At 38.8% G+C, this 26,385-nt stretch carries 20 protein-coding genes; 14 read left to right on the forward strand and 6 right to left on the reverse strand.

Annotated elements, in window-relative coordinates:
- The gene (locus J2743_RS11160; RefSeq protein ID WP_209627224.1) at positions 1–558 is read left to right on the forward strand and encodes a HEAT repeat domain-containing protein; all 558 of its coding nucleotides are present in this window, start codon (positions 1–3) and stop codon (positions 556–558) included.
- 177 nt (positions 559–735) lie between these two features.
- Entirely contained in the window at positions 736–1,689 is a 954-nt protein-coding gene (locus tag J2743_RS11165) for a malate dehydrogenase (protein WP_209627226.1), read from the forward strand.
- A gap of 181 nt (positions 1,690–1,870) precedes the next feature.
- Here the strand turns inward: J2743_RS11165 and J2743_RS11170 are convergent, their stop codons facing one another.
- Positions 1,871–2,128: a hypothetical protein gene (locus tag J2743_RS11170; protein WP_209627228.1), complete on the reverse strand. Its 258-nt coding sequence runs from the start codon at positions 2,126–2,128 to the stop codon at positions 1,871–1,873.
- A gap of 430 nt (positions 2,129–2,558) precedes the next feature.
- Here J2743_RS11170 and pdxT point away from each other — a divergent pair, with 430 nt between their 5' ends.
- The 12 genes from pdxT (at position 2,559) to J2743_RS11230 (ending at position 13,861) form a co-directional block, all read left to right on the forward strand.
- Positions 2,559–3,143, forward strand: a complete 585-nt coding sequence (gene pdxT, locus J2743_RS11175; RefSeq protein ID WP_209627230.1) for a pyridoxal 5'-phosphate synthase glutaminase subunit PdxT — start codon at positions 2,559–2,561, stop codon at positions 3,141–3,143.
- Positions 3,131–4,048, forward strand: a complete 918-nt coding sequence (locus J2743_RS11180) for a class II glutamine amidotransferase domain-containing protein (protein ID WP_209627231.1) — start codon at positions 3,131–3,133, stop codon at positions 4,046–4,048. The genes pdxT and J2743_RS11180 overlap by 13 nt, the downstream gene beginning before the upstream one ends.
- A gap of 11 nt (positions 4,049–4,059) precedes the next feature.
- Positions 4,060–4,749 (forward strand): GltB/FmdC/FwdC-like GXGXG domain-containing protein, encoded by a 690-nt coding sequence (locus J2743_RS11185; protein WP_209627232.1) that lies wholly within the window; start codon positions 4,060–4,062, stop codon positions 4,747–4,749.
- Between the two features lie 2 nt (positions 4,750–4,751).
- On the forward strand, positions 4,752–5,882 hold the full coding sequence (locus J2743_RS11190; RefSeq protein ID WP_209627233.1) for a Coenzyme F420 hydrogenase/dehydrogenase, beta subunit C-terminal domain: 1,131 nt from the start codon (positions 4,752–4,754) through the stop codon (positions 5,880–5,882).
- On the forward strand, positions 5,883–7,382 hold the full coding sequence (locus tag J2743_RS11195; RefSeq protein WP_209627234.1) for a glutamate synthase-related protein: 1,500 nt from the start codon (positions 5,883–5,885) through the stop codon (positions 7,380–7,382).
- A 515-nt stretch (positions 7,383–7,897) separates the two neighbouring features.
- The gene (locus J2743_RS11200) at positions 7,898–9,130 is read left to right on the forward strand and encodes an ammonium transporter (RefSeq protein WP_209627235.1); all 1,233 of its coding nucleotides are present in this window, start codon (positions 7,898–7,900) and stop codon (positions 9,128–9,130) included.
- Positions 9,131–9,225: 95 nt separating this feature from the next.
- Positions 9,226–9,564: a P-II family nitrogen regulator gene (locus tag J2743_RS11205; RefSeq protein ID WP_209627236.1), complete on the forward strand. Its 339-nt coding sequence runs from the start codon at positions 9,226–9,228 to the stop codon at positions 9,562–9,564.
- A gap of 452 nt (positions 9,565–10,016) precedes the next feature.
- Positions 10,017–11,228, forward strand: coding sequence for an ammonium transporter (locus J2743_RS11210; protein WP_209627237.1), 1,212 nt, complete (start codon positions 10,017–10,019; stop codon positions 11,226–11,228).
- A 29-nt stretch (positions 11,229–11,257) separates the two neighbouring features.
- Entirely contained in the window at positions 11,258–11,596 is a 339-nt protein-coding gene (locus J2743_RS11215; protein ID WP_209627239.1) for a P-II family nitrogen regulator, read from the forward strand.
- A 182-nt stretch (positions 11,597–11,778) separates the two neighbouring features.
- Positions 11,779–12,486, forward strand: a complete 708-nt coding sequence (locus tag J2743_RS11220) for an MBL fold metallo-hydrolase (RefSeq protein WP_209627241.1) — start codon at positions 11,779–11,781, stop codon at positions 12,484–12,486.
- Positions 12,487–12,567: 81 nt separating this feature from the next.
- Positions 12,568–13,383 (forward strand): Fpg/Nei family DNA glycosylase, encoded by an 816-nt coding sequence (locus J2743_RS11225; RefSeq protein ID WP_209627243.1) that lies wholly within the window; start codon positions 12,568–12,570, stop codon positions 13,381–13,383.
- A gap of 118 nt (positions 13,384–13,501) precedes the next feature.
- Positions 13,502–13,861, forward strand: a complete 360-nt coding sequence (locus tag J2743_RS11230; RefSeq protein ID WP_209627245.1) for a PepSY domain-containing protein — start codon at positions 13,502–13,504, stop codon at positions 13,859–13,861.
- A 157-nt stretch (positions 13,862–14,018) separates the two neighbouring features.
- Here J2743_RS11230 and J2743_RS11235 read toward each other — a convergent pair whose 3' ends face one another.
- The 5 genes from J2743_RS11235 to pdxS all read right to left on the reverse strand — a co-directional run bounded on the left by J2743_RS11235 (position 14,019) and on the right by pdxS (position 26,330).
- Complete coding sequence (locus J2743_RS11235; protein WP_209627247.1) at positions 14,019–14,714, reverse strand: hypothetical protein; 696 nt, start codon at positions 14,712–14,714, stop codon at positions 14,019–14,021.
- Positions 14,715–14,751: 37 nt separating this feature from the next.
- The gene (locus J2743_RS11240) at positions 14,752–16,065 is read right to left on the reverse strand and encodes a hypothetical protein (RefSeq protein WP_209627249.1); all 1,314 of its coding nucleotides are present in this window, start codon (positions 16,063–16,065) and stop codon (positions 14,752–14,754) included.
- A gap of 84 nt (positions 16,066–16,149) precedes the next feature.
- Positions 16,150–16,935 (reverse strand): tetratricopeptide repeat protein, encoded by a 786-nt coding sequence (locus tag J2743_RS11245; protein ID WP_209627251.1) that lies wholly within the window; start codon positions 16,933–16,935, stop codon positions 16,150–16,152.
- Positions 16,919–25,198, reverse strand: coding sequence for a NosD domain-containing protein (locus tag J2743_RS11250; protein ID WP_209627253.1), 8,280 nt, complete (start codon positions 25,196–25,198; stop codon positions 16,919–16,921). The genes J2743_RS11245 and J2743_RS11250 overlap by 17 nt, the downstream gene beginning before the upstream one ends.
- Before the next feature lie 250 nt (positions 25,199–25,448).
- Positions 25,449–26,330, reverse strand: coding sequence for a pyridoxal 5'-phosphate synthase lyase subunit PdxS (gene pdxS, locus J2743_RS11255; protein ID WP_209627255.1), 882 nt, complete (start codon positions 26,328–26,330; stop codon positions 25,449–25,451).
- Positions 26,331–26,385 lie beyond the last annotated feature (55 nt).

Below are 26,385 nucleotides of genomic sequence, written 5' to 3' on the forward strand. Positions count from 1 at the left end.
ATGGAAGTTGAAAAAAACGTTGCAAGACTGATTGAAACTTTAAAGGATGACGATGAGCATGTACAGGTTCAGGCCACAGAAATGCTGGAGGAAATCGGAGAACCTGCAGTGCCTCAGCTTATAGATGCCCTGGATGATGAAGATAAAAATGTAAGAAAGGGATCTGCAAGAGTTTTAGGGCTTATTGGTGATGTACGTGCCATTAAACCCCTTATTGAAACCATGAAAGATGATAATAAGTGGGTGCGTAGGGCTGCCTCAGGAGCCTTGAGTAACATGGACAAACGTGCAGTAGAACCCCTGATCCAAACTCTTAAAGACGATGACTGGAGAGTGAGGGGAGGAGCTGCCTGGGCACTTGGAAATATCAAAGCCCCTGAATCATTAGAACCCCTGATGGGGGCAATGAGTGACGATAACGGCTTTGTCAGGGCTGGTGCTACTATGGCCGTTGGAAATATTGGAGGAGATGCTGCCCAAAAGGCACTCGAGGGAGTTCTTAATGATAAAAGCAGTTACGTCCGTAGAGTTGCTGAAAGTTTCCTAAACAAGGAATAACAATCATTATTTTTTTGCATTAAGAGCATTAAGAAAGATGAACACCTAGATATAATAATATAAAAATTAGATCAAATTGGATGGTTAAAGAGAGATATAATCAGAAATGGATTAAAATCCTGTAAAATAAGATAATCCTGGGCCAGATCTGCCGTTATATCTCTAGAAGGTATCAATATGAAAGTTAGTGTTATTGGAGCATCAGGTCGGGTGGGTAAAGCTGCTGCATTCTGCCTGGCTGAAGAAAGTGTTGTAAGTGATATGGTGCTGTTATCACGAGAAAAAAGTCTGGATCAGATCCAGGGAGAAGCCCTGGACATGAAAGATGCACTGGCTGCTAAGGATATTGGAGTGTCCATAACCCCTTCTTCTAATTTTGAGAATATGGAAGGTTCTAAAATTGTGGTAATTGCTGCTGGGGTCCCCCGCACTCCAGATATGACACGCATGGATCTGGCCATTCCCAATGCAAAGATTGTAGCTCATTATTCAAAGTTAGTGGCCAAATATGCTCCGGAATCCATAATTCTGGTCATAACCAATCCAGTTGATGTGATGACCTATGTTGCTTATAAAGCTTCTGGATTTCCCCGAAACAGAGTTATTGGACTGGGAAATCACCTTGATTCATTGAGGCTGAAAAACCTTTTTGCCAAACAATTCAACATTCACGTCAGTGAGGTACACACTCGAATAATTGGGGAACATGGCGAACACATGGTCCTGCTTTTAAGTTCCACTTCTATTGGTGGAATACTGTTTAAAGAGTTTTCCCAGTACCAATCATTGGACTTGGATGCAATCATAGAGAAAGTTAAAAAAGCAGGAAGTTACGTTATCAACAAAAAAGGAGCAACTGAATACGGACCTGCTTTTGCCATTTCTAATATCGTGAAAACTATACTTAACGATGAAAAGAGGATACTGACTCTCACCACATTCCTGGATGGAGAAATTTATGGTACCAATGATGTTTGTCTGGGAGTACCTGTTAAGTTAGGGAAAAATGGTGTTGAAAGAATAATCAAAGTCAATATGAGTGATGATGAATTAAAAGAGTTCAAGGTAGCTGCAGAGGCTGTGAAAAGTTCCACTCAAGAGTTAATGTCAAAACTCCCTGAAGACTTATGAATTGATAACTTCTTTTTTTAATAACTTACTTTTGAACTTATTTTTCACTAATATGGAAGATAATCCAATTATTTTATTAAAAATCTGACAATATCTGGATCAGATCAGTTCCCCAAAAAAATAAAAAAAAATGTAGGGCCCTTTTTTTAACCCTATTTAAAAAAATTAATTTAATTCCATATTAAGTGGTCTGATTAGTTGGTGTATTGGTAGGTTCGTTCTTGGGTGTATTCGTTGGTGTCTGTGTGTTAGTATCTGTTGTAGGTGTATTATCTTCTACTGCTGTATTTTGAGTGTTCCTGTAATAGGTGTAGCCACCATCCTCATAGTCATTACTAGCTGTATCATCAGAATTGTTAGTTATGTTAAGTGTTAGATTCCCGGCAGAGTTTAGAATACCGGTGAAATAACCACCAACAAATGCTAATACAACTAGCACCGCAATTAATGCGATTGGTATTTTATCCATAATAATGCACTCCCTAATTTCATATGATAAACTTGTAGATCATCCTATATTCGAAATTTCAAATTTCAAAAAATGTCATTTATGCATCTACTTTAGTGTATCTTCTTATATATTTCCCTATATAATAAGATTCCTCCTCATAATTCAACAAGATCCCCCTACATTGATCTTATTAACACCACTCCATAAGAAAAATTTATATAAATGTTCATTATAATTAATATTAGAATCTATATTTTAAACATTGTATAAATAAAGTACCTGATTGAGAATTTTGTTTCAAAAATAGTGCATATCGGAAAAGGATTTCCGGTAAGTTTATATTCTAGGTATAGTAAATATGATTGCTTATCAACGATAACAAAAACTACACAAAAACAATAATAATAAAGGCAATAAAATGATTAAAATTGGAATTTTAGACTTGCAGGGAGATGTTTCCGAGCACCTGGAAATGACCAGGAAAACTTTAAGGAAAATGAACGTGGAATCAAAGGTTTCAACAGTTAAAACATCAACCGAAGTTGCAGAATGCCATGGAATCATTATCTCTGGAGGAGAAAGTACTGTTATCGGCAGACTCATCCATGAAAAGGGCATTGACCAGATTATTAAGGAAAACAAAATCCCTGTAATGGGGACCTGTGCAGGAATGGTGATATTAGGACAGGAAACTGACTATGATCAACCATTACTGGGATTAATACCAATGAAAGTTAAAAGAAACGGTTTTGGAAGGCAAAAAGCCTCATTTGAAGCTGAATTAGAATTAAAAATAACAGAAAATCATTATCCTGGAGTTTTCATCCGAGCTCCCTATGCCTTAACCGTTGCCCAAGAAGCAGTTCCCCTGGGCAAAATCCATGATAAAATCATCGCTGTAGCCTACAAAAATCATGTTGCTACAGCATTTCACCCCGAACTTACTCGCGATACTAGAATTCATGAATATTTTATAAAGGAGGTATTAAATTGTGTGGAATAGCCGGAGTGGTATTTAAAGATAAAAAACTTCATCCAGTTGGCAAGTTCATGACCCACATGCTAAACGCTCTACAGCATAGGGGTCCTGATTCAGCAGGTTTCGCCCTTTATGGTGGTCTTGGACTTGGAGAACATGAATATCTACTGAACATAGAAGTTAAAGAAAAACCAGGACTCCTCGAAGACGTTAAAGCCAAAGTGGAAACAGCCTTCCCCATTGAAAGTGAAGAAATCATTCCTTCGGTGGAAAATTACATCATATACCGTTGTAAAGTTAACCTGGACTCATTCTCACAACTGAAACCACTGATTATGGATGTGGATGAAATTGATGATGTTATCGTCTTGAACGGAGCCCATTCTTTTGAGATGATTAAAGATGTGGGACTGGTAAAAGACATAGCTGCCCGTTACAACACTGAAGATAAGATGGGTACACATGCCATTGGCCACACCCGTTTCTCCACTGAAAGTATAGTGGACCGGTACCATGCCCACCCTTTCCAGAGTTACATCATACCCGATATCACCGTGGTGCACAATGGCCAGATCACCAATTACTGGAAAATAAGAGACCCCTTAGAGCGTAAAGGCCATATCTTTGAAACCGATAACGACACCGAGTGTATTGTGCATTACATTGCAGATAAATTAGCCCAGGATTACAGTTTAGAAGAAGCTCTGGAACAGTCTGTGAAGGACATGGACGGTCCTTTCTCCTATATTGTAGGCACACCCAATGGGGTGGGAATTGCCAAGGACCAGTTAGGCCTCAGGCCAGGGGTTATGGCTGAAAATGATGAAGTGTTTGCAGTTGCCTCTGAAGAAGTGGCCCTCCGAGAAGTAATGGACACCTCAGATATTGATCAGATATCTCCAGGAGAAAGCCGTGCTTACACCATTTAGGATGTGGGAAAATGAAGGAATTGAAAATTAACGCTCAAGAAAAATCACCCCGGGAAATTAACCGGACAGTTAAGCAGGCAACCAAAGAGAACGATCGTATTGTGATTGAAAACCCCAATGCAATGCATTACCTCCTAGCCGGACTAACCGAACCAGTTGATGTGGTGATAGATGGATCTGCAGGTTACTTTGTAGCAACTATGATACACGGAGCCAGAGTACATATCAATGGAAATGCTGGCTGGTTCCCTGCAGACAACATGACCGCAGGCGAAGTCATTATCGATGGTTCAGCTGGAGATGGTGTAGGCCAGGGAATTTACGGTGGAACTGTTGTGGTACATAAAGATGTAGGTTCTCGTACCGGAGAAATCATGAAAAATGGAACCATCATTGTGGGAGGAAATTCCGGATTCATGAGCGGGTTGTTTATGATGGGCGGCCGAATAATAGTCCTTGGAGACATTTCAGATGATGCAGGAGAATCCATAATCCGAGGAACCATCTACGTAGGTGGCGAGATCAAAAGTCTGGGTAAAAATGCTAAAATAGAAGAACTGGAAGAAGAAGAAACATCCGAGTTAAAAGAACTCCTGGAAAACTACGACTTCCACCTTGAAGAAACCAGTTACCAAAAATTCCGTAAAATCGTACCACGCAGTGCCAGGCCATTCTATGGTCAGGAATCAGAGGAGGGATGAAAATGACCCAACCCCCTAAAGACCAAAAGAGTGTGGCTCTGGTGGGAACTCCCTGCCACATCATAGCTGCAGAAAAAATGGACCACTACCACGATATCATTGGTGATGTTCCAGTGGATTTCAAGTTAGGACTCTTCTGTATGGAAAATTTCTCACACACCTACCTTAAAACATTCTTATCTCAAAATAACATCAAAATGGATGATGTGAAAGAGTTCAGAGTGGAAAAAGGCCAGTTCTGGGCCTACCTGAAAAACGGCGAGGTATTCAAAGTACCATTATCCAAAGCCAAGGCCTGTATGAGGAAAAACTGTCAAGTGTGCATGGATTACACCTCAGAACTGGCTGATCTTTCAGTGGGTAGTGTGGGCTCAACTCCAGGATGGTCCACAGTCATCGCCAGAACCGAAAAAGGCCTTAAAGCATTACAACAAGCTGAAAATGAGGGTTACATAGAAACCAAACCCATCAAAGAGTCAGGAATTCTTTTATTAGAGAAATTAGCTAATAAAAAGAAGGAAGAAAACAAGGAAGAAATACGAAAAAGAGAATCTGTTGCTCGCCCTGTTCTCTACCGTAGATACATTAACGACGAGGAATTCACTGAAGAAGTTGCTTCCTGCCAGTTTGATGACCTGAAATCCGATGTTATTGATGTGGGTAGCTGTGTACTCTGTGGAGCCTGTTACTATGTCTGTCCTGAGAACATAATAACCATTGAAGATCGAAAACCACAACTAAAAGGGAATTGCCCCCCGGAATGTAACCTCTGTTATGTAGCCTGTCCCCGCACCTACCTATCACAGGAAGTTTTAAACCGGGACCTGGATCAGGAAGCCCTGGGAAACTACATGAAAATAGTATCTGTCCGTGCAACCCGTGCTAAGGGTCAGGATGGAGGAGTGGTTACTGCTCTTTTAAATTACCTTTTAGATGAGAATATAACCCAACAGACCATTGTGGTGGATAAAAGGGATGATAATCCCTGGAAACCAGAGGCCATTCTAACTTCCCAAGTGGAAGATGTGATTAAAGCCGCTGGTACCAAATACTCTGCCTGTCCTGTTTTCAAAGTACTTAAAGATAACACTGAAAAGAATTCCGAAAAAGAATCTGCAAAGGAGGTGTCCTAGATGCCTTTTAAAATAGAAAGAAACCGGGACTTGTGTCTTAACAACTTTGACCGTCCAGGTTGCTGCTGGTATCTATGTGATAACCGGGATGAAAATCTCTGTAAAAACTGCTATTCCTGTTACAACAACTGCCCACATGATGTTTACGAGATAGTGGATGATGAACCATACCCCCTGCACCATGAAAACTGTGTGGGTTGCCGTATATGTGAGGAAATGTGTCCCAACAATGCTATAGAAGTCAGGGCTGTGCCTCAGGATGTGCGAAATGTGTGGAGCTTCAACGATCTGGTGGAAATAAACCGTAAATCCACCGAAGGATCCTACAAGGTCCGAGGATGCGGTGCCACTCGACCCATTCCCACCTTTGATGACCTGGTGATTGTACCAGCCCAGGTTTCCCGACCACCCATCGACAAGTACAGGGAACCTTGTAACACTAGAGTAGTTCTGGGAAGTCGTTACGCTGAAAACCCACTGGTTCTGGACACACCTATCATGATCGCGGCGATGAGTTTCGGAGCTTTATCCAAAGAAGCCAAAATCGCCCTGGCCATGGGCGCCACCCTGGCTGGTACTGCCACCAACACTGGTGAAGGAGGAATGCTCCCTGAAGAGCGCAGATATGCCAATAAACTCATTGCCCAATACGCATCTGGCCGTTTCGGTGTCAGTGCTGAGTATCTGAACAATTCAGATGCAGTTGAGATTAAAATAGGCCAGGGTGCCAAGTCAGGTATGGGAGGCCACCTCTTAGGTGAGAAAGTCACTGCTGAGGTTTCTAAGATAAGGATGATACCGGAAGGCACTGACGCCCTGAGCCCAGCCAGGCACATGGACATTGTGGGGCCCGAAGATCTGAGCATGAAGATCAGCCAGCTCCGGGAGATCACCGATTGGAAAGTACCTATAATGGTGAAATTCACCAGTGGAAGGGTCAGTGATGATGTGAAGATCGCTGCCAAAGCCGGAGCTGATATTGTCGTAGTTGATGGTATGCAGGGAGGAACCGGAGCTGGACCTGATGTGGTCACAGAACACAGTGGTGTTCCTACCATTGCCTCCATTGTCGAGGCAGACGAAGCCCTCAAACATATCAACCTCAGGGAAGAGGTGAGTCTGGTTGCTGCCGGTGGAATAAGAAACGGTGCCGATGTTGCCAAAGCCATAGCCCTGGGAGCTGATGCATGTTACATTGCCACCAGTGCCCTGGTAAGCATAGGTTGTCGTGTTTGCCAGATGTGTTACGCTGGAACCTGTCGTAAGGGAATTGCCACCCAAAACCCACAACTCAGACGGAGACTGGACTACATTGAAGGTGGAAAACGTGTGGCCAGATACATAGAAGCCATGACTGAAGAAGCAGTCATGTTAACCCAGCAAGCAGGGAACACCGATCTACTAAAATTAGAAAAGGATGATCTCAGGGCTCTTACTGTAGAGTCATCAGCCATGACTGGAGTGAAAATGGCTGGTCTAGAAGCGCCAATCAAAAATTAAAAAAGTTTTGGGAATTTATTTTTTTCCCATAAATTTATACTTTTTTTACTTTACCTGATTTGAACTCTTTAATAAATTTTTATTTTGCCTGATTTGGCAATTTTATCTTTATAATTTTCTATTTTATTTGATTAACTCCATTAAAATGTATATATTTCCTTAATACACATCAATACCATTTTTTTAGAATAATAATTAAATTGTAGGACTTTTTATCATTTCAAATTTGTCCAGTTTATTCATTATCTATCTTATTTGATGGTAAGTTATATCTTTTTTAGAAATGGGAAAGGTTATATATTAAAAAATTTATAATCGGAAATATGTTTCCCCCAGCCTATTGCCACTCAGTACTATGTATTTTTTTAAAAAAGCTAGAATGAGTTTAATGTAGGAAAACATCTAAAGTTTTTGAGAATTTTGGTCGAAATGTAAATGATTAAAATTTAAAGGAAATTGAAAATGTAGATGAATCTATTTCATTTAAAAAGGAGTTAAAAAAGGAGGAAAAATTAATGGATCCTATTTTTAGTAGTGGTGACACGGCATGGATGTTGATTTCCACTGCCCTTGTAATCTTAATGACCATACCCGGAGTAGCCCTCTTCTACGGTGGGCTAATCCGGAGAGAAAACGTTTTAAACACATTGTTTCTTTCATTTATAACCTTCTCCATTGTAAGTATACTCTGGTTTATATATGGATATGACCTGGCCTTCGGTGCAGATGTGTGGGGTGTGTTAGGCAACCTGACCAATCCTTTCTTCAATGGGGTGCTAGAGTCAGGAACTCTTTCTAGTTATGCTCCCACAATACCAACTGCCCTTTATGCTGTATTCCAGATGACATTTGCAGCTATCACTGTAGCACTTATTAGCGGGGCTATTGTAGAAAGAATGAAGTTTTCTGCCTGGTTGGCCTTCGTACCATTGTGGTTAACATTGGTATATATTCCTATAGCCCATTGGGTGTGGGGAGGAGGATGGCTGGCACAAATGGGTGTTCTGGACTTTGCTGGAGGGATCGTAGTACATTTAAGCTCAGGTATAGCTGCTCTGGCCCTGGTTTTATTAGTAGGAATTCGTAAAAATGCTAAACTACTTCCCCACCACCTTGGGTACTCAGTGATTGGTACTGGACTTTTATGGTTCGGTTGGTTTGGATTTAATGCAGGATCAGCACTGGGTGCAAGTAATCTGGCAGTTTCAGCCATGATCGTTACCAACACCTCGGCAGCCATGGGGATGCTGACATGGATACTGATGGACAAACTGAATACAGGTAAACCAACCCTTTTAGGTGCTTTATCCGGAGCAATAGCTGGTTTAGCCACAATAACACCTGCAGCAGGCTACGTGAATGTTACTGCTGCTATAATAATTGGTTTTGTATCATCAATTATCTGTTACTATGCAGTAAGTCATCTCAAACCATTAATCGGTTATGATGATGCCCTGGATGTATTCGGAATTCATGGAATGTCCGGCATTATAGGAACTCTGGCTACCGGTATATTTGCTACACCCCTCATAAATAGTGCAATAACCGGTGGAGTTATAGCAGGTAACCCTGCCCAACTAGGAATTCAATTTTTAGCAGTTGTTTCTGTGGGACTTTACTCCTTCATAGTCACTTACCTCCTGGGTTGGGTTATTAACAGAACCATTGGTCTGAGAGTAGAAGATGATCATGAAGTGCAGGGTCTGGACATTAACCTACACGAGGAATCCGGTTACAGACTATCATAGGCAGTTATAAAAGTAGGACTGTCAATTAATCCTATAAGGATAAATAGATTGTAAACAAATCATTCCTTAAAGAACCATATGATTGAGGTGATAATATGAAAAGGATCATAACCATCATCAGGCCGGATAAACTTGAAGATGTTAAACAGGCCCTGGAAGACATTGGCTGCCATGGGATGACTGTTAAAGATGTTAAAGGAAGAGGAATACAGTTGGGAATAACTGAAAGTTACCGTGGTACTGATTACAAAGTTGATCTATTACCTAAAACTCAGATTGAAATTGTGGCTAAAACTGAGGATGTGGATGAAATTGTGGATACCATTACCAAATACGCTCAAACAGGCTGCATTGGTGATGGAAAGATTTTTATATCACCTGTAGAAGAAGTTATACGTATTCGTACCGGTGAAAGAGGAAACAAAGCCGTATAATTCAGATACATGATGATTTTAAATGTTTTTTTCTTCCTATTTTTTTATTTTTAATGACAGTGTTATAGTGCATTAAAATTTATTCATTAAAAAATGCAGATCTGTGTTTATTGTTGTAATATCTATCTAGAAATTCCAAAAATAATCCGGTAATTATTCCATCTATTACTTTTTTTTATAACCTCCTAATCGAAACATTTATAAGAGATTAGAAATAATAATCAGTTGTCGGAAGTATGTTTCCGATATCCGGCAAATTGGGGTGAAATCTTTATGAAATAAAAAAAGATATAAAAAATGCTTTAGGCCCCTTGACCTAAGCTAAAAATAGCTAAAATAACTTTAATAAATAAAAAATAATGTTTGTATCTTTGTTTACAAATATACTGAATAAAATTCAATTTTTTAAAAAAAACCAAAAAAATACAATCGATAATTAGGAGGAAAAATCAATGGATGTTTTAAATTCTGGTGACACCGCCTGGATGCTAATTTCCACTGCACTGGTACTGTTAATGACCGTGCCTGGAGTAGCACTTTTCTACGGAGGTCTTACCAAGAAAGCAAATGTATTAAACACCATGTTCATGTCCCTTATTGCATTCTCCATTACCAGTATCATCTGGGTATTATATGGTTATCAGTTCGCATTCGGGGCAGACATGTTGGGAGGAATAATTGGAAACCCTGCAAATCTATTGTTTAGTGGAATAGGAGTAGATCAATTATCTGGAACCATACCAGAAACTGTATTCATAGCTTTCCAGTTGACGTTCGCCGCCATAACAGTAGCTCTGATTTCTGGAGCTGTAGTGGAAAGGATGAAGTTCTCTTCATGGATGGTATTCGTTATTGCATGGGTATCCTTGGTATATGTACCTATAGCCCACTGGGTATGGGGTGGAGGATTCCTGAGCGCCTTAGGTGCCCTGGACTTTGCAGGAGGTACCGTAGTACACGTTAACTGTGGTGTAGCTGCCCTGGCCCTGATACTGCTTTTAGGTAAACGTAAAGAAGTTAAATTATTACCACACAATCTGGGATACTCTGTTATTGGTGCTGCACTGCTATGGTTCGGTTGGTTCGGATTCAACGCAGGATCAGCCCTAGCTGCAGATGGACTGGCAGGTCAAGCGTTCATTAATACTAACACTGCCGCTGCCGCCGCCATGATCTCATGGGTCATAATCGATTACTTGAAAACCGGTAAACCAACTGTTCTGGGCGCAATAACCGGTGCAGTAGCTGGATTGGTTGCAATCACACCTGCAGCTGGTTTCGTGACTGTGCAGGCTGCTGTGATTATCGGTCTATTGACCAGTGTAGTTTCATACCTCTCCATAAGCTACCTGAAACCCAAACTGGGTTACGACGATGCCCTGGACGTATTCGGTGTCCACGGAATGTCTGGTCTATGGGGTGCTCTGGCTACAGGTTTATTCGCCGCCCCATTCATCGGTGAAGCATCAGGACTATTTTATGGTAACCCTGAACAATTACTGATCCAGATAATAGCCATAGTCGTGGTAGCTGTTTACAGCTTCGTGGTCACCCTGATAATAGGTAAAATCATTGACATGGTCATGGGATTACGCGTGGAAGATAAAGAAGAAATCGAAGGACTGGACATTTCTCTACACGAAGAGACCGGTTATCGTATTTAATCAATATACGCGAGCCATGAGGTGATATCATGAAAGAAATTGTGGCCATAATCAGACCAAATAAATTAGATGAAGTTAAAGATGCCCTTGAAGAAACTGGATGTCATGGAATTACTGTGACCGAAGTTAAAGGACGTGGAAGACAGTTAGGAATAACTGAAAGCTACAGAGGAAGTGATTACAGAATCGACATGCTACCCAAAACCCGTCTGGAAATTGTGGTAGAAGATGAAGATATGGAGAACGTAATTAAAACCATTGTAGAAACAGCGCAAACCGGGGATATTGGAGATGGAAAAATTTTCATCTCAACGGTGGACGACGTTGTCCGTATCCGAACAGGAGAAAGGGGAGAAGAAGCAGTTTAACTACCTCCTAATCCTACCTTCATCCCCCCTTTTTTCCCTTTTTTTATTTTTTTAATGGTTAAATTCACATTTTAAATAATATCTTAATATTAACTCCATCTTCTTTTCCAGCAAATAATTAAATTTATATAACTTTACCTTCTCTTTGTTAATCAAAGTATGATAAATGGGAAAGCATAATCATGTACCAGGAAATAATCCCAAAATTATATTTAATTAAAACCGGCAAACCCAGTTGCCAGTCCTATCTCATCATTGGAAATAAAATGAATGTTCTCATTGATCCTGGCATAAATCAGAATTTTGGAATCTTAAAAAAAGATCTGCACGATATTGGAATAGACATAAACTCGTTAAGTATGGTTATAAACACCCATGAACACGTGGATCACTTTGGAGCCAACATTTACCTGCAGGATAAGTTGCCAATTATAGCACACCGATATGCAGCCACCAAAATAGCATCTGCAGATGACGAGGTACTGCTCTGCCGGGCACATGGACATGACCCCCATGGTTATCACGTGCACTTGTGGTTAGAGAATATGAATGTGATTGACATGGGAAACTGGTTTTTGAAGATATTCCACACTCCAGGACATACCTCTGGATCACTGTGCATCTATGAGCCCCGTGAAAGAATACTGATCTCTGGTGATACCGTATTTGCCAGGGGCACCATATCCAACATATCCAGCTCAGGAAGCTACGGTGAATACATAAACTCCCTGGCCCGGCTGAATACTATGAAAATAGACCTATTATTACCTGGTCACGGTAAAATATCCACCAATGTAGAAGAAGACATTGAAAAAGCCATCGAAAACGCCAATCATAAACATGAAGAATTTTTAAACCAGAATAAATTACCGGAAATTCAGAATAAATAAATATAATTAATCAAACCAGCATAAAGGCATTTGAAATTACAATGTAAAAATCCATGATTTAAAACATTTTGAGTGAATAAAATGCCTGAACTTCCCAGTGTTGCGATCTTTAAAAACTATTTTGATGAAACTTCCCTGAATCAATCCATAAAAGATGTGAAAGTTTTAAGTCCAGAAATTCTGATAGACACCAGTACCGAAAAGATGAAAACAACCCTAAAAGGGCATAGATTCATTGATAGCCAGCGCTATGGAAAATACCTTTTCGGAAAACTGGATAATAACCTATTTCTGATAATGCACTTTGGAATGACCGGATATCTAGATTACGTGTCTGAAAATAATCATAAACATCATCAACTCCTTTACAGTACCAAAAGTTCCAAATATCCCCGGCTGATAATCCAATTTTCAGGCGGTGATGTTCTTGCCTTTGATGATGCCCGTAAATTAGGTAAGCTGGGTATAACCAGGGCCCCAGATAAATTTATTGAGTTGAAAAAATTGGGTCCTGATGCACTGGAAGTAAATTTTGAAGATTTCCAGGAAATGGTTAAAGGAAGAAAGGGAATGATCAAACCACTTTTGATGAACCAGAATGTGATTGCGGGCATTGGCAATCTTTACGCTGATGAAATATTATACCAGAGTCATGTGCATCCCATGACCCATGCCGATAAGTTAAATGTCTCAGATTGGGAAGATCTCTTCAAAAATATGAGAAAAGTACTGGATACAGCCATAGAATATCATGACGAACCAGGATCTCTCCCCAAGTCCTATTTACTTCCTCACCGGTGCCCTGGAGGGGAATGTCCTGAAGGGGGAAGTTTAGAAGTTATAAAGGTTGCTGGTAGAACCACGTTCCTATGTCCTCATCGGCAGAAAATAAGGTAAACTCGGTATTCTGGAACTTTTTATTCTAGAAATAAATTTATAGGATTAAAGACATAAAATTAAAGGTTAAAGTGATGTTTATTTGCTCTGAAATTCATGAAAGTGAGGGGAAGAAAAAATGATTAAAAGATTAACTCTGGCCCTGATGGCCTTAATGGTTTTAATTGTGGTGGTTTCTGGATGTACCAGTGAGAATAAAACTCAGAATAACACCCAGAACATTTCTAATCAAACACAAAACAACAGCACTACTAACAGCACAACCAACAGTAATATAAAGTCACCTGAAGAAGCTAAAGAAATAGCTCTACAATTTGTGGACGAACCCGGTGTAACTGCAGGAACACCCGTACTCAACACGGTTGATGGAAGGCAGATATATGTAGTTCCATTATACCAGAATGGAGAGGCAGTAGGGGAAATAGAGCTTGATGCTAAGACCGGAGAAAACCTGGGAGGAGCTGGTGGGGCCCCTTAAACAAATCCAACTTTTAAATTGCTGGTTTAAAAAGAGAGGTTTTGATAATAATGTTTTATCGAAATCTCTAAACTAAACAGATAATAGTACCACCTATTAAAACACCAGCAACCAGTAACTTTTTCTTATCCATAACTAAACTTCCTTATTTAAGGTTTTATTCTGGATAAAAATCCCTTAAAATATTTCTAAATGGTTTTGATTTGGGATATTCCCAATTTTTCTTAGTAAGTACTGCATCTACTTGCTTTAATGTCAACCAATCATCTGTCCCCGCAGCTTTATTAAAATCCTCTAATGTATTCTTGCTTTTACCTGTTGTAACATCAACATAAATATACTTAACTGTCTTATCTGTGCCATTTTCATTAAAGTCAGTGGCAAAAGGTACTTTCCATATTTCTTTACCATCCATAGTTACTTTTTCAGGTTTACGGCATAAATTACCTAATCCTTGAATTTGAGCAATATAGAGTGCTTTCAATTCATCAAAGGACCTCCATTCACCATCATTTACTTTGCTCATTAAAGTTTTTGTATCAATAGTAACAATAAAATCAATTTTTTTAGGGCTAGAATCAAATTTTACTATCCAATATTTCTTATCAGAAGTCAAATAAACATCTTTCACATCAAACATATGAAAATTTTTTCCCATATTCAGTCTTGCTACAGATACCGCTGTTGCCTGTGGAGTGGAATTATCAAAAGAAGTAGTACTAAAAGAAGAAGGATCAAAATGTGTTCTTCCATTAAAATCAGATATAACACTCAAAGCAAATGACATGAATGTAACAACAGAAAATAAAAATACAACTAAAACAACACTAATCAAAAGCTTTTTCTTATTCATAATATCTCTCTAAAAAGTTTATTGTAGATTTCCAATCTCATCCAACATTATCTACGGATATAACGCGTATAAGCCCCACATTGTCTGTGGGAATGTCTCCAAATTTCCTAACAATATGCTCTTTATTATTCGTATACGCATGTGAAGGATCACAATCTTTCCATTCACCATCACAGCGTATTTGCACCCAATAATGATGTTCCTCCTCAAGGTATACACATCGAACATCATCCTTAGGTATGCCCGAAGCTAAGGCAAGATTGTAAACAATTCGCGTAGTTTCTGCGCAGTTTGCTTCATTATATTTGGCCACATCCTCAATAGGGCAACATATGTTATTGTGTGCATGCCAAAATGTTACAACATTGTAAAACACATAATTGAAGACCGCTTGTCCTTTATCGTAATTCGTATTTAAAGTATAATTTCCTTTGATATCATTTGCCCATTCTTGTATATATGGATTCGATGGCGAATATGTGCTCTTTTGATAATCGTTTCCAAAAAACTTACTAAAAAGCCAATTGTATATAGCTAACGGCGTATAATTCTCTGTAGAATCATAATTTCCTGTAACAGAATAAATTATATCCATATTCCTAATTATATCATCTTTATAAATATCAAGCTGTCTCTTTATTTCAGTTTCATTTATTATTCCAGGTTTAAGATTATGAAACACTTCCATTGTCATCAATGGAAGTAAAAATGGCCCATAAATTTCAGGAGGAAGAACTTCACCATTAAATATTGTTCCATTCACTAAAACAATATTGACCAACGAAACTGTGCTATTATTAATCGAATCCAACCATTCAGACCTAACATTCGGATCACTACTGGTTAAGTTTTCAGCCCGTTCAATTCGGTTGTCAGTGATCTGGTTATGATAACAATACACAGCACAAATACCATTAGCAACATCTCTGACAATGCCAGTGGTTGGATCGAGTAGAAGAATCATGTCATCTTGGTCTTTGATTTTATAGATGATATAACCATTACTGTAGAACAGTTCAGGTGTTTCACCATTGATGATGCGTTCTCCGATTCCCATGGTTACAGAACCAATAGCACCACCATCTGGGTTTCCTATTTCCTGTTCAATGGGTGAAAAGGCAGAGGAACATGCAAATCTGAAGGCCCAAACATTACTGGCAGTTCCGTTTACATCCATACCCATCCTGTGATCCATTTCCCCAGTTATATAAGATGAGGCCGCATCATCACAACAGGAAACCACTATGGGTGTGGTGCGACTCCAGGTTACATTAAATTCACTGGCAGCTTGGTCTGCCACCATGTCATGGCATTTGATATTACGAGCGACATGAGAATGTTCTGTAGACACTTTCATATCTCTTGAGCATTTATAAAGACTTATTATTTGACCAGCACCATGCCAACTGTTAATGTGGTTGTAGCGATGAGAAACTTAAGACATTGAAGATAAAATTTTATCTTTAGCTTTTTTAGCTGGTTCAAAGTCAGAATTTACATCTAATACTCTGTTGAAATACTCTAAAGCTTTTTGCGGTTTTTTAACTAGTACAAGAGTAAGACCTTTATAAGTTAATGCTTTTAAATTATCTGCATCTAATTTCAAGGCCTCATCAAAACATTTAAGAGCGTCTTCATACATTTCAAGATAGTTAAGAGTATCACCTTTATTAATCCAAGCATCAACGAAAACAGGGTTTATATTTAAAACTTTGTCGAAGCACTCCAAAGCATTCTTGTAATTCTCAAGATCTTTGAAAATCATTCCCTTGCTGTTCAAGGCCTTAACATGGTTTTTATCTAACTTTAAGGCATGATCATAATTATTAATTGCCTCTTCAAATCTCTCCAGATATCTGAGAGCATTCCCCTTATTATTCCATGCTGAAGAAAAATTTGGTTTAAGTTTTAGGGCCTTATCAAAAGATTTTATGGATTTCTCATACTTTTCAAGACCATTAAATGCATTTCCTTTATTATACCATGCTCTGAAATCTTTTGGATTTATTTTTATAGCTTTATCATAACATTCCAAGGCTTCAGAATATCTACCCATCTTACTAAAAGACACTCCTTTATTATACCACACATAAAAATTCTCAGGATCTAACTTTCCAGCTTTATCATAACATTCCAAGGCCTCCAAGTAATTACCCTGATTCTCAAGTCCAACACCCTTCTTAAGCAAGGATTTAAGTTTGTAACTATCGAAAAGTCTCATTTAGTTCCTCCAATTTTTTAGGCCAAAGTCCTTCAGGCCAAAACTCATAAAGGAACCAGGTTCCAACTACCACGTCAATTCCAGATGTTCCTATAACAATATCTATCGCACCCCCCACATAATCCCCAGTTTTCAATTTACCATATCCTTCTCTTATTTTATTTACAAAAAATCCTAAAAATCTTGTTAAACGATCATCAGGAGGTACAGAACCACCAACTTCCGGATCTTCTGAAAGCTTTTTTGCTTTTATTTCAATTTCCTTACCTTTTTCTCCACTAAGTATTTTTTTAATTTCTTTCCACTCTTTTTTACTAAATAAGTCATTAAGTAATTCTGTGTCATCACTTTCACTTAATACCATAAGAAAATAAGCTGATTGCCAGTATGCATCTTGTAGTTGTGTGATTCTTGTTGGTGGTTCATCATATAGTAACCAGTTTACCACACCGAAAGTAAAGGGGAATGTCTCTCCGTATATTTCCCTGCATCTTTCGGGAGGCAGCCATCCTTGATCAACACAGATATAGAATATAACACAAGCTACTGTTATACCCGCCCCAACAGGAGGAACAATCCATGAATAGGCAACTAAAGTACTTAAAGCGGTTCCACCAAATAAAACTGTTCCAGTTCCACCTGCTGTGGCACTAGCATCGGCTATTGCACTCATGCCTACTAAAACTGCAGCTGAAGAAGCCATGGTAATTTCTGCCGTGGAATTCAACCATTCCGGCTGAACATTCGGATCACTGCTATTTAAAGTTCCCAACACCTGAATCACATGATCTGTGATCTGGTTATGGAAACAGTTCACACCACAGATGTTACTATAAACATCCCTGACAATACCAGTCACTGGATCAACCAAAAGTATCAAATCATCCATATCCCTAATCTTCAACACGATATAACCATTATTATAAAACAGATCTGGTACTTCACCATTAAGAATCCGTTCCCCAAGTCCCATAGTCACAGAACCAATCGCTGTGGTATTCCATATGGTGTCACTCACCCCCTGTTCAATTGGTGAAAATGATAATGAACAGGCAAATCTGAAGGCCCAAACATTACAGGGTGTACCATTTACATCCATACCCATCCTATGGTCCATTTCTCCAGTTATGTAAGTAGATGCTGCATCATCACAGCAGGAAACCACTATGGGTGTGGTACGACTCCAAGTCACATTAAATTCACTGGCAGCTTGGTCTGCTACCATATCATGACATTTAATTACCAAAAGGGATGTGAGGAATGTTCCGTAAGCTGCTTTCATTGCCCCTGGAGCATATAAGGATTGTTTATCCAGCCAGTATTGAACCACTTCATTTGTTACTTTGGTGGTGGTTATGGCGAAGCTTCTGACACCCTCATAACCCACATCATAGAGTGTTCCGTTTTCATCTTCCATATATCCATCGAAGTATATCATAGGGCTTATTCTGACTATGGGGTTTCCTGGGAGGTTTATACTTATTGTTTCGTTGTTGTCAGGGTCCACAATGCTTATGGTTTGAGCAGCATCACCAGGATAAACCATAGTAAAACCAACCAGATCTATAAATTCACGGCGATGATTTTTAATGAAAGAAGTTTCATTATCCGTGAAATTATTCTCTACCTTAACCAACAACAGAACAAAATCCTCCAGTTGATCAAATGTCATGTTTTCAAGATGATAATAATTAATAATGGGCTGTAAATACTGGTTAGGCACGAATGTGGTAGATTCCACTGGATTTAAGAACAAACCATTAATGTATCGAATTTGATTAAATACCTCCGCAGAATAATCATTCTGATAGGTAAGATAAGCTGCATTCACCACATTACAACTCTTAACTATGTTCCCATTTACAATAAGATCCACTTCCCCATGGAATAAGCTAGTTTCCTTCCAGAGAACACTGACCCATGTTGTTGGATCATTTAAGGGTATTTCATAGGTAAAGTTAAGTTTTTGATTGGTGTTGGAGGCGTTTACAGCTGAACCCACAACATTAATAAATGCTTTGGCAGCCCAGTCCACACCTGTGAAATTATAAGCACCATCAACTGCAGCCATGACAACTGTAACATTTTGATAATTAGGATCCAACACCAGGGTGGATGATGCTTTACCTTTTAGTGTATATTGTAACTGTTGGAAAGTGTTAGTACCATACTGGGCGTGGAAATACACAAGTATACCATCGGGCACACAACCCTGAATTGAAGTATCTATATCATCACTGTTAAATGTCAGATCTGCAGTTATGGTTGCTCCGTATATCATACCATTTGCTACTTTGTAAGAGGTAGGATAAACTGTAAGTATGAGCCAGGGATCGTAATCCACATTTCCATTATAAATAATTATGTCTGCTGGTGTATCTGTAAACGCAACACTTGGAGTGTTATTTTCATGACCCCACCAGTTGTTAGTGGCGTTGACCATAACGAAAGTTCCATTTGCAAAAAGACCGTATGTGTTTCCATAGATTTGGTTAAAGTGTATCTGATTATCTGCAGATGTGTAAAGGCCAATACCACACAGGTTATAGGTTATGGAGTTTTCAAGGATCTCGTCATTTGAAGCATTTATATATATTCCATATAAACCGTTTTTGTACAATTTATTCCTGGAAATAATGTTATTATAAGAATCCAGAGAAGATGTACCTACCCAATTATATGAAACGTTATTTTTGGTAATTGTATTGTTATTTGAATAATCTAAACCAATACCAACATTTTCGTTGTTCATGATGGTATTATTTAGAATAGTGTTTCCAGTGGAATTGTAAAATACTATGCCATTGAAATTCTCAGTTATATTATTGGAATAGATGGTGCAGTCAGTTGCTGAATTCAAATAAATTCCACAATTATTGGTGGCATTGATTAAGTTAAAGAATGCAACAACGGTTCCACTACCCCATTTAGAAATATAGATGACAGGATTTGAAGGATTCGATGCATGCACAGTCACATTACCTTCTGAGATAATGGTGAGGTTTTTTGCCACAAAGATGTTTTCGGTGTATGTCCCATTTGCAACCACAATAACATCACCATCACTGGTTAAAGTGTCACTGACGGCTCCCTGTATTGTGCTAAACGATTTACAAAATTGTTTAGAAACAGTTTGGTTATAATTAAAGGCTGTAGAAGCTGTAATCGTAGTTGCTCCAGATGATGGGCTGGATGTGAGTGTAACTGTTGCTTTACCTCTTTTGGTGGTTGCTGTGGGTGTTATGGTTCCCACTGTAGTGGTGAAATTTACAGGTAAACCGTCAGGTAGTGTTCCAGATGATGATGTGTCATTTCCGTGGTTGTCGTGAGTTAAATCTGCTGTTATTTCTGAATCAGAAGTATCATTCTGCGTTACATGGATAATAGAACCAGTCAAATCAAGAACAAGCCATGGATCATAAATCACAGTGCCATTCTGATTCCAAATATTATAAGGTGTGGATGGCGTGTTGGGTGAAGCAATATATGTCACATTGTTTGATCCCCACCAGTTATTGGTAGCATTTGCAGTGCTGTTATTTGACAGTTTAAGTCCATATGTAAATCCACTGATTCTGTTGAAGTGGATTTCCACAGAAGAGTTAGAAAGTGAAATTCCAGTACCAGCATACATACTAGTAATATCATTACCGTATATTTGGGTATTTCCTGAATTTCTGATTGTTATTCCACAATTTTTAATAGTATTCTCAATTATATAGGCAGTGGAATGATTATTGACATATATTCCCACATCTTCAATGTAATTTCCGTATAAGGCATTATTTTTTGAATAATTATTTAAATAGATTCCACAAGCTTCCATGAGCCGCTTTACACTGTTACCATATACGGTGTTGTTGCTTGAATTACTCAAATAAATACCACAGCTGTTATCATCTGAAAAAGTATTTCCTCCTATAATATTGTAATCTGAATCAATAAGCTCAATACCGCCAGTATAAGTTAACACATTATCCACAATAGTACAGTTTTGGGTGGAATTTAAAAATATCCCCGGATAACTAGATTCGGCAAGAGTGAGTCCTGTGATGGTTGATCCACTACCTGGACTGGTAATGGTGAACACAGGTTTGAGAGTATCAAGGGGTTTTATAACCACGGGACTGTCTGAGGTAGAGGTTATGGTGACTTTTTTGTCAACGATTATATTTTCGGCGTAGGTGTAGATTCCACTATTCACGTATATAATATCCCCATCTTTTGTTTTGGAACTGTCAATAGCTGCTTGAATAGAACAGTAACGATCATCATTTACTTTCACTGTGGCAACTGGGAAGAGGTTGATGTATTCGAAGTTGGAACCAGGATCATTAAGATAAGTTACCTGCACATTTTCAAGAGTACTGCCACCAGGATAATTGAAGGTAAAATGGAATGAGTTCTGGAAATCCAGCCAATGATGTTGTATGAAATAAATATCTCCAGCAGTGATGTTAACATCGCTTTGTATGGTTTGCCAGATTTGATTATAACGTACTGTGTCTCCGGCGTTGTATGCGTTGTTTAAACTGTATATGTAGGGTAGATCGTAACCAACAAAATCACGCGAATACCTAGTATGACTGTATTCAGGGAAATAATTCAGTAAATTGGTATCTATACATCTGGCCCAGTACCAGGACGGTTGCAGAGAATTTCCATTAATAAATAGCTTGCTAAATACCTGAATATCATCTACATAAACGTTGATATTGCTCAGATACACTTTTCGTAGATTCGTCCCAGAATAAACAAATAATGGTTCGTCAAATTGCTGGTTTATGGTGATTGTTACCCAATTTCCTGATTCATTTATTGGGATTTGTTTGTTGATGTCCAACAGAACATAATTGTAGTACAAAGATGGGTCAAGTTCCTCACAGAAGTAATATTCATTTTCAGAGAAAAATTTCTGAATATGTATTTGACCAGAAGTATTGATTACATAATCCTGGCTTTGAATCGGGGCCTGATTACCTGCATCATCTACTGCTATAAATTTTAGTGTAAGACTCCTGATAATGGTTAAAGGGCCAGTATATCTATAGCTAGAAGTGGTAGGGGTGTCACCGTTAGTTGTGTAATAAACAGCTGGGTTAGGGTCTAAATTATCTGTTACAGTTAAAGTTACAGTTTGCGTGGTGTTGTATGTTCCGCCTATAAGATTGGTGGTTACTGTGGGTGCTGTGGTGTCAATGGTGTAGGTTATGGTTAGTGTTGTGCCTGTGTTGCCTGCTGCATCGTGTGCATAAAATTTTAAGTTTGTTATTCCCTGATCAAGGTTTAAAGTAATAGTTTTAACATGATTATTCCATGATATGCTGTTGTTAATACTGTAATATATTATGGGATTTGCATCAAGGTTATCTGTTGCAGTTAATGTCACGGATTTTGTGGTGTTGTAGGTTCCGCCTGCAATATTTGCAGTTACCGTTGGTGCTGTGGTGTCAATGGTGTAGGTTATGGTTTGTATTGTGCAAGTATTGCCGGCGTTATCTATTGCCATAAATTTTAGAGTGGTGGTGCTGGTGATATTGATAGAGTTTGTGTATCTTGTGCTTGAGGTTGTGGGTGTACAGCCATTGGTAGTGTAATAAATAGTTGGGTTAGGGTCTAAATTATCTGTTGCAGTTAAAGTTACTGTTTTTGCGGTGTTGTATATTCCGCTGGCTAGGTTTGCAGTTACTGTTGGTGCAGTGAGATCAATAATATAAGTAACTGTCTGATTAACACAGGTGTTACCAGTTGAATCACGTGCATAAAATTTGAGGTTTGTTATTCCTTGAGAAAGATTTAATGTAACACTATTAACCTGATTATACCATGTACTACCATTATTAGTACTATAATATACAACAGGATCAGAATCAAGATTATCTATTGAATTTAAAGTCACAGTCTGTGTTGTGTTATATATTCCACCTGCAAGACTAGCTGTTACTATGGGTGCTGTGGTGTCAGCCGGCTCTGTTATGGTGATATTTGTTGGTGCAGTCTGCCCATCCAGAGTAATGGTGATGGTCGCTGTTCCGGAAGTGACTGTTCCACGATTGAATGTGGAAGTGGCTTTCCCATTGCGGGTGTAGCTAGGTGTAGTTATAATACCCAAATTGGTGATGAAATTTATGGTAACATTATCAGGAACATGTCCTTGAGGAGATGTATCTGTACCGTTACTGTTATAGGTTAAATCTGCTGTTACACTTGCATTTCCACCAGAATTAACAGAAGAAGTATTTATACTTAAAACTAACCATGGATCGTAAGTTACTGTACCACCAAAGATAAAAATATCACTAGGATAACTCGTTGAAACTATAGGGCTGTTAGAACCCCACCAATTGTTAGTTGCGTTTATAACACTGCTTCCTATGGTGATGAGTCCTACGCTGGTTCCAACTATGCGGTTGAAATGTATTTCTGCTAAAGAGTTATAAACTCTAATACCATATCCTCCTCTGATATCATTTTCACATATTTGAATGTTTTCTGATGTGATGATGCTAATTCCATCTTGGATGTTGTTGGCACTGATCTTAGCACCAGAATGGTTTATGATATAAATTCCCACTTCACCATTACGTTCAATATCATTCCCTACGATGGTGTTATCAATAGAATAATAACTTAACATGATTCCAGAACTGTCCATTGTTCTGGACACAGTATTCGAGTACAGTGTATTGTTACATGAATGAGTTAAGTAAATTCCACCTGCATTATCATCTAGAATATTCCCAGATACTGTGTTGTTATGGGAATTGTAAAGAGATATTCCTCCTGTAAGGGTTAAGATGTTGTTTAAAATATAGCATTCATTGGTTGAGTTTAGAAGAATACCATATGAAGATGTGTATTGGGTAATAGTGAAACCTTCTATTACTGAATCACTGCCAGAACTATTAATAGTGAATGTTGGGCTTGAGGGATTACCAGATCGAACAGTAACATTACCATCAGAAAAGATGCCTAATTTTTTGTCAACCACAATATTTTCAGTGTAGGTTCCATTCTCCACCATGATAATATCACCATCAACTGTTAATACATCCTCAACAGCCGCCTGTATGGTGCTGAAAGACTTACGGAACGCCCCGGAAACTGTTTGACCATCTAAAGTTGCATTAACAGTTGTTGCACCAGATGATGGGCTGGAAGTGAGTGTAACTGTAGCCTGACCTCTTCTGGTGGTTCCAGTGGGAGTGATAGTTCCCAGATTGGTGGTGAAATTCACTGGCAAACCATCAGGTATTGTTCCAGAACCAGAGGTATCCTGCCCATGATTGTTATGGGTTATATCAGCAGTTATCTGAGAGTTGGATGTGTTGTTATGTGTTACATGAATCACTGCACCACTCACTTTTAGGACTAACCAGGGATCATAAGTCACGGTTCCATCATAGATTACAATATCTGCTGGTGTGTTAGAGGAGGTGATAGTGGGGTTGTTGCTACCCCACCAGTTATTGGTTGCATTTAAAAAACCAGCTAAATCTGAATAAACACCGTATTGATTTCCGAATATCTGATTAAAGTGCATTTCGAAGTTAGATTCAAAGAAATAAACACCATAATTGTTGTTGGATATTATATTTCCATAGAGGTAGTTATTATTAGAACCCTCAATGTAAATTCCAAAACCCCCATTATTCGACACAATATTCCTAGAAATCAAATTGTCACGTGAATAAATCCAAATTCCAGCATAGTTGTTGGAAATATTGTTTCCAGTTAGCGTATTATTTTTTGAATATAAACATATGCCATAGCAGGTGTTATTTTGAATGTAATTATTAAATATATTATTGTTTGAGGATAAACCAATAATACAAAGTCCATTCCTGTTTCGAGTTATCTTATTTGATTGGATGGTGCAATTGCTTGCAGAATTCAGACGGATCCCAGAGGAAAAAAAACCGGTGCCGCCAGTTATGGTAAATCCTGTGATGATTGAACCACTGCCATTTAAATTTATTGTGAAAACTGATTTTGAAGCATCATAAGCCTGAACCGTGACATTGCTACTATTAGACTGCAAATTCAATGTCTTGTTAATAATGATATTTTCAGTGTAGGTATAAGCAGAGCCATTAGCATCGTTAACTATGATTATATCACCATTAGATGCATTATTAACCGCAGCTTGAATGCTGCTACCTGGATTAACTGTCCAGTTGACATTAGCTGCAGATACTGACCCAAAAACCGAAAATAAAAAAATAACGCCTAAAAACACCAAAAATAATCTAAATCTATACACTATAATCCCCCACAACTCATGCTTTTTAGTAATATTTATCTATTTATATATAATATCTGATTTCATAATAAAGCTTGATAATAACAGGAATATAATATTTTCTATTAAAATAATATCAACAAAATTAAATACAAAGAAAAAAAATGGTATATATTTTAAAAAATTAATGAATTTCCTCCATCTTTTTAGGGACTGTAAAAAAAGTTATTAATTTTAAAATATAGATAAAAAAAGAAGTTAAAAAGAGGTTCTACCAACCCCTATCCTGCAACCTCTCAGATTCTGGTATCTGACTTATTTCCAGTCCAGGCATGGCTTTACCCAGATCTCGGCTGACCTCGGCTATGATTTCTGCATCTTCATAGTGGGCGGTTGCCTCGGCTATGGCTTTAGCCACTATCTCCGGGTTTTCGGATTTGAATATTCCACTTCCCACGAACACTCCATCTGCTCCTAGTTGCATCATCAGGGCAGCATCAGCTGGTGTGGCCACTCCTCCGGCAGCGAAGTTAACCACAGGCAGGCGTCCCTGTTTCTGGGTTTCTTTAACCAGATAGAATTGTGCTTCTTCTTCCCTGGCTACTGTCCATAATTCTTCTTCTGTTTTGTCGGGAAGTTCCCGGATGGTCCCCTGGATCATGCGCATGTGTCTGACTGCTTCCACCACGTTACCTGTGCCTGCTTCTCCTTTGGTCCGGATCATAGCCGCGCCTTCATCGATTCGGCGGAGAGCTTCACCCAGATTCCTTGCTCCGCAGACGAATGGTATGGTGAATTGTTTTTTGTCTATATGGTATTTTTCATCGGCAGGGGTGAGTACTTCACTTTCATCGATCATGTCCACACCCAGTGATTCTAAAACCTGGGCTTCTACAAAGTGGCCGATACGTACTTTGGCCATCACCGGGATGCTGACTGCATCCATGATCTCGGTAACCTTGCTGGGATCAGCCATTCTGGCCACTCCTCCAGAGGCGCGTATATCTGCTGGGACTTTCTCCAGGGCCATTACTGAGACTGCTCCTGCTTCTTCAGCTATAGTTGCCTGTTCTGCGTTGACCACGTCCATGATCACTCCGCCCTTGGTCATCTTGGCGAAACCCTTTTTCAATAGTTCAGTTCCATGTAGCATTTGTTATTCCTCCATTAGGGATTATACATTTATTAGAAGTATTTTTCTAAAAATT

The sequence above is a fragment of the Methanobacterium petrolearium genome, assembly GCF_017873625.1.
Lineage (GTDB): Archaea > Methanobacteriota > Methanobacteria > Methanobacteriales > Methanobacteriaceae > Methanobacterium > Methanobacterium petrolearium.

What these genes read in the sequence shown, in the direction of transcription:
- J2743_RS11160 (WP_209627224.1), top strand. Translation starts at nt 1, where the DNA reads ATGGAAGTTGAAAAAAACGTTGCAAGACTGATTGAAACTTTAAAGGAT.
- J2743_RS11220 (WP_209627241.1), top strand. Translation starts at nt 11,779, where the DNA reads ATGTACCAGGAAATAATCCCAAAATTATATTTAATTAAAACCGGCAAA.
- J2743_RS11165 (WP_209627226.1), top strand. Translation starts at nt 736, where the DNA reads ATGAAAGTTAGTGTTATTGGAGCATCAGGTCGGGTGGGTAAAGCTGCT.
- J2743_RS11225 (WP_209627243.1), top strand. Translation starts at nt 12,568, where the DNA reads ATGCCTGAACTTCCCAGTGTTGCGATCTTTAAAAACTATTTTGATGAA.
- J2743_RS11210 (WP_209627237.1), top strand. Translation starts at nt 10,017, where the DNA reads ATGGATGTTTTAAATTCTGGTGACACCGCCTGGATGCTAATTTCCACT.
- J2743_RS11245 (WP_209627251.1), bottom strand. Translation starts at nt 16,935, where the DNA reads ATGAGACTTTTCGATAGTTACAAACTTAAATCCTTGCTTAAGAAGGGT.
- J2743_RS11185 (WP_209627232.1), top strand. Translation starts at nt 4,060, where the DNA reads ATGAAGGAATTGAAAATTAACGCTCAAGAAAAATCACCCCGGGAAATT.
- J2743_RS11205 (WP_209627236.1), top strand. Translation starts at nt 9,226, where the DNA reads ATGAAAAGGATCATAACCATCATCAGGCCGGATAAACTTGAAGATGTT.
- J2743_RS11200 (WP_209627235.1), top strand. Translation starts at nt 7,898, where the DNA reads ATGGATCCTATTTTTAGTAGTGGTGACACGGCATGGATGTTGATTTCC.
- J2743_RS11230 (WP_209627245.1), top strand. Translation starts at nt 13,502, where the DNA reads ATGATTAAAAGATTAACTCTGGCCCTGATGGCCTTAATGGTTTTAATT.
- J2743_RS11215 (WP_209627239.1), top strand. Translation starts at nt 11,258, where the DNA reads ATGAAAGAAATTGTGGCCATAATCAGACCAAATAAATTAGATGAAGTT.
- J2743_RS11195 (WP_209627234.1), top strand. Translation starts at nt 5,883, where the DNA reads ATGCCTTTTAAAATAGAAAGAAACCGGGACTTGTGTCTTAACAACTTT.
- J2743_RS11190 (WP_209627233.1), top strand. Translation starts at nt 4,752, where the DNA reads ATGACCCAACCCCCTAAAGACCAAAAGAGTGTGGCTCTGGTGGGAACT.
- pdxS (WP_209627255.1), bottom strand. Translation starts at nt 26,330, where the DNA reads ATGCTACATGGAACTGAACTATTGAAAAAGGGTTTCGCCAAGATGACC.
- pdxT (WP_209627230.1), top strand. Translation starts at nt 2,559, where the DNA reads ATGATTAAAATTGGAATTTTAGACTTGCAGGGAGATGTTTCCGAGCAC.
- J2743_RS11235 (WP_209627247.1), bottom strand. Translation starts at nt 14,714, where the DNA reads ATGAATAAGAAAAAGCTTTTGATTAGTGTTGTTTTAGTTGTATTTTTA.